Below are 4,535 nucleotides of genomic sequence, written 5' to 3'. Positions count from 1 at the left end.
TCCCATATCCCGGCGGGAATGGATCTTCCCCGTGGCATCTTTATGGTAGACATAAAAAACCTGCCCCTGCTTGAACGGCTGCCCGATGGGGATAATCATCCGCCCGCCCGGCTTCAGCTGCGCGAACAGCGCCGGCGGCGCATATTGAGCGGCGCAGGTCACGATAATGATATCAAACCCGTCCTTCTGCTCGGGCCAGCCATAATAACCGTCGCCGACCCGGGTGGTTACATTGTCATAGCCCAGCGGGCCAAAAATCGGCTTCACCGCATTGCCGAGCGGCGCGATGATCTCGATGGAATACGCTTGTTCCACGATCCGCGAGAGCAGCGAGCTCTGGAAGCCCGAGCCGGTGCCGATCTCGAGCGACACCTCGCCCGGCTTGGGCGCAATCACCTGCGTCATATACGCCTGCCCCAGATAATCAGAGAGCGCCGAACCATACCCGATGGCCCAGGGCTTGGCCGGAATGTCATAGGCATCGCCGCAGGTGGAGCGGTGTTCCTCGTAGTTGTAATGATAATACTCGCGCGGCAGCGCCTGGAAGGCGGCCATCACCAGCGGGTCGGCGGAACCCAGCCGCAGCTTCAGATACGCCTCGATCGCGGCCATCGCCGCGGGCTTGCGCGCCTGAATCGCGGCGAACTGCGCATCGGTCAGGCTGAGCGGCCTGCCTCCGGCCGCCATCGCCGCCTCAAAGGCCGCGCGGTCCCAGGGTTTGCCGTTGGGCGTCATCGGCACGCTCAGCGTGGTGGCGGGGATGGCGGTGCTCGCTGGCGTGCTCGCTGGCGTGCTCGCCAGGGCCGGCATGGCCGCGAGCGACGCCGCGCCAGCCATCAATCCACGGCGGCTGATTTTCTCGTTAAACTGAACCAAGTTTTCTCTCTTTCTCTCTCTCGCGCGCAAGCGGGGAAACTCATCGCGGCGATCCCATACATCACAATCGCGCCGCCTAAAACCGCATGTAACCCAATATTGCGCAACAACAGGTTGGCCAGCGGCGTCGCCACAACCGAAAACGCGCCGTTCAGCCCCCAGGCCCAGGCCAGGTAAAACCGCTGCTCCTCCTGCTCCAGCCCGAGCGGAAACGGCAGCCCCATGGCAAGGCTCACCGGCGCCATCGCCCCCACCACCAGCGCCGCCTTCAGCCCGAATGCCAGATCGCTCCCCGCCAGCGCGCCCGGGCTGAGCATCATCGCGCCCAGCGCCCATACCACTACAACCCCCGCCGTGCCCCACACCGCGCGCCCTGGCCGCGCGCTGAACCGGCCGGAGAGAAAACTCCCCAGCCCGGAGAATATCAGCATCGCGCTCAGCACTAGCGAGAACCCGGCCGCCCGGTCATCGAGGAAGGCGCTCGCCCGCTCGATGCCGAAAATCTCCAGAAACAAAAACCCGAGAGCCAATGCGGGAAAATAAAAAACAGACCGCGCCAGCGCCACCTTCGCCCCGCCCGCCTGGCGCGGCGCCGCCAGCGGCACCAGCAGCACCAGCAGCGCGATCACCCCCGCCTGCGCCAGCACTGCCAGATTCACCAGCGCGCCGATCTCCGCCTGCGGCAATATCTGCAACCGCGCCAGCAGCAGCGAGAGCTTGCCCAGCCGCAAAATCGCGTAAAACGCCGGGCGGTCATCGGTCACCGGCCGCAGATCAAACGCGCGCGCCGATACGGTGCGCCGCCCCGCCAGCACCCCGCCCGCCTCGTCGGCGAGGGAATCATCGGCGCCGGAAGATGTCACCGTATCATCATTGAACGAGACCGCCGGCAGATCGTTATATAAATTGTCCCGCGCGGCCTTCACGTCCATGCCCTGGTAGTATGAGACATCGAACGAGCGGTCATTACACCACTTCAGGATCGTATTGATCTCAGCCGCGCTGAACGGCGCATCGCTCACCAATATCCGCGCGTTCCACGCCGAGCGGTACACCACCACATGCGCCCGCGGATCAGCAATTCCGCGCAGCGCCAGCGCCGCCTTCACGCTCGCCAGCATCCGCAGCGCATAGGCGGGGAAATCCTCGATCGACACCGGCACCGAGAGCACGCCGCCCGGCTTCAGCGCCCCCAGGTCAGCCGCCAACCCCTGCGCCGAGAACGCATACACATTCGCCGGCGCCGCATCCATGAAATCGGCGGAGATATCGATCACATCAAATTTCCGCGCGCCCGCCACCGCCGCGCGCGGCGGCGTGTCCTCGATGCGCACCCGCGCATCCGCCGGATACGCCGGCGAGCCGCCAAGGCCATGCTTCAGCGCCCGGTACAGCACCGGCTCGGGCTCCAGCGCGGTCACATGCGCCGCCCCCAGCGCCAGCACCTCCGCGATGCGAAACCCGCCCGAGGCCCCCACCAGCAACACATCCGGCCGGGCCGCCAGCGCATAGGGCAGCGCATCCAGCGCGCCCGGCGCATAGCCGCTCGCCATCGGCGCCCCCGCCTTGGGCAGGCTGGCGATGCGAATGCCATCGCGGTACAGCCCATAGCTGCGCGGCGGGTCGGCATAGCCCAGCATCGCCGCATCGTTGGAAATATCGTCATTCACCCGCTCGGTGAAATCATCGAGCAGCAGATACTCCCCCTGCGGCCGCTCCACTTGCGCCAGCACCCGCGCGCCCGGCGTATGCAGCGGCGGATACACCGGTTTATACGGGCTCACCGCCGCCTGCGGCCCCAGCGCCAGCAACAGCTCCGCCCCCGCCAGCACCACCAGCGCCGCCACCCCCGCGCGCACCCGGTATTTTTCCAAAAACCACGGCGCCAGCGCCAGCGCGGGCAGCAGTGCGGGCACCAGCGCAAAGGGCGGCACCAGAAACATCAGCCCCAGCACGAGCACCGAGCCCACCCCTGCCCCGGTCAGATCCGCCGCGTACACCCGGCCGATGGACTGCGCGTTGGTGACGAAGCTCAATGAGATAAACAGCCCCGCGCCGAAGAAAAACGGCAGCAGCGCCACATAATACAGCCCGATATTCGCAAGCTGCGGCAAATAGGTCGCCGGGTTCTGCAACTGCAACGGGTTGAACGGGTTGATGATGGCCGCGAAATACCCCAGCGCCGCGCCGCCCACCAGAACCGATGGCAGCATCGCGAACAGCCCCGCCGCGCGCTTCACCAAAAACTCACGCGCCAGCGCCAGAAACACGCCGGAGAACGCGAACCCCACCATCACGATGGAAATCACCCAATACCCGTAATCAGACCAGCTCGCGACGGCAAAATAGCGCGTCAGCGCGGTCTCCACCCCCACCGCGGCGGCGGAGACGAGGAACAGCGGCAGATATTTTATCATACGGACGAGCCTGTATCAGGATCGCCCGTATGAGTCTTTATTTGGCGCGTGGCCGCCCCACCAGCCCCACGCGCGATATCGCCGGCTCTCAGTTTGACTTCGTCAAAATTTCGTTCCGCCAATATCACCAGACAGAATTTTTCAAAAAATGACCCATCAACGCGTTGAAGCGGGGCGCCTCATCCACGAACAGCGCATGGCCTGCTTTGTGAAACACCGCAATATGCGTGTGCGGCCGGTCGCGCTGCAAATTCTCCGCCTGCGCCGCCAGGTGCGGGCGCACCACATACAGCACCGGCACGCGCGTTGAGAGCAAATCCGCCTTCCACTGCTCGCGCGGCACCGGATAGCGCAGCAGCGCCTGCGCATCGGCCTCGGGCAGCCGCAGACAGGTCTGCGTCAGCCGGTCCAGATACGCGGGGGACTGCCGGGTCTCGAACATACCGCACACAAACTGATACATCTTCGCATCACGGCTCAGCACCGGCCCCGGATGATACGGCCCCCATACCGGCGGCGGGTTTTCGCCCACTGAATTATCGATCAGCACCAGCCCGGCCAGCTTCGCATCGCCGTCCTGGTGGATATAGGCCAGCGTATCCAGCACGCCGAGCGACCAGCCAGCCACCACCACCCGCCCCGGCAGCCGGTCCAGCAACTCGCCGATATCCTCCCCGCGCCGCACCGGATCATACCCGCCATCGCTCACCTGCGAGCGCCCCTGCCCGCGCGGGTCAAACTCCACCACCTGATATTTTTTGCTGAAATACCTGGCCTGCGGCGCGAAAATCCAGCCCGGCATGGTCCATCCGGGCACGAACACGATCACCGGCGCCCCCTTCGGCCCCACCTCGCTATAATGCAGCCGCGTGCCGTCCGACGCGTTGAAATAATAATCCCGCGCGCGCCCCGGCCCGGCGAGGCCACAAAAAACCGCGAGCAGGAGCAAAAACCGCATGCCTCAATCTGCCCCCCGCGGCGTGTGACCTGTCAAATCAATTCAGCGGCCTTGCGCCACCCCGGAAATGAAATAGCATGGGCTCCACCCCCCAGGCCGAGGATCCATATGCCCCATCCGCCGTCCAAACCCGCGACTGCATGAGCCAGATCGTCATCGGCGCCACCGGCGGTCTCGGCGCGGCGTTCCTCCAGGCGCTAGGCCCTTCTGCCACCGGTTTTTCGCGCACCAGCACCCCGGCGCTGAACCTTGAGGATGAAGCCTCCATCGCCGCCGCCGCCGCC

3 protein-coding genes and 1 pseudogene are annotated in these 4,535 nt (G+C 65.4%); 1 reads left to right on the top strand and 3 read right to left on the bottom strand.

Annotation, left to right across the window (positions count from 1 at the left end):
- The 3 genes from HKL97_RS02545 to HKL97_RS02535 all read right to left on the bottom strand — a co-directional run.
- The coding region (locus tag HKL97_RS02545; protein ID WP_291422541.1) for a protein-L-isoaspartate O-methyltransferase at positions 1 to 876 on the bottom strand (876 nt) is incomplete at its 3' end.
- Positions 837 to 3,293, bottom strand: a complete 2,457-nt coding sequence (locus HKL97_RS02540; RefSeq protein WP_291422540.1) for a hypothetical protein — start codon at positions 3,291 to 3,293, stop codon at positions 837 to 839. The genes HKL97_RS02540 and HKL97_RS02545, both read right to left, overlap by 40 nt.
- A gap of 124 nt (positions 3,294 to 3,417) precedes the next feature.
- The gene (locus HKL97_RS02535; protein WP_291422539.1) at positions 3,418 to 4,251 is read right to left on the bottom strand and encodes an alpha/beta fold hydrolase; all 834 of its coding nucleotides are present in this window, start codon (positions 4,249 to 4,251) and stop codon (positions 3,418 to 3,420) included.
- A gap of 77 nt (positions 4,252 to 4,328) precedes the next feature.
- Between HKL97_RS02535 and HKL97_RS02530 the strand changes: the two are divergent.
- Positions 4,329 to 4,535, top strand: a pseudogene (locus HKL97_RS02530) (hypothetical protein); the annotation flags it as partial.

This window comes from Acidocella sp., from assembly GCF_013044125.1.
Taxonomy (GTDB): Bacteria; Pseudomonadota; Alphaproteobacteria; order Acetobacterales; family Acetobacteraceae; genus Acidocella.
This window is presented reverse-complemented; position numbering and strand designations above follow the sequence as displayed.

What these genes read in the sequence shown, in the direction of transcription:
- HKL97_RS02540 (WP_291422540.1), bottom strand. Translation starts at nt 3,293, where the DNA reads ATGATAAAATATCTGCCGCTGTTCCTCGTCTCCGCCGCCGCGGTGGGG.
- HKL97_RS02535 (WP_291422539.1), bottom strand. Translation starts at nt 4,251, where the DNA reads ATGCGGTTTTTGCTCCTGCTCGCGGTTTTTTGTGGCCTCGCCGGGCCG.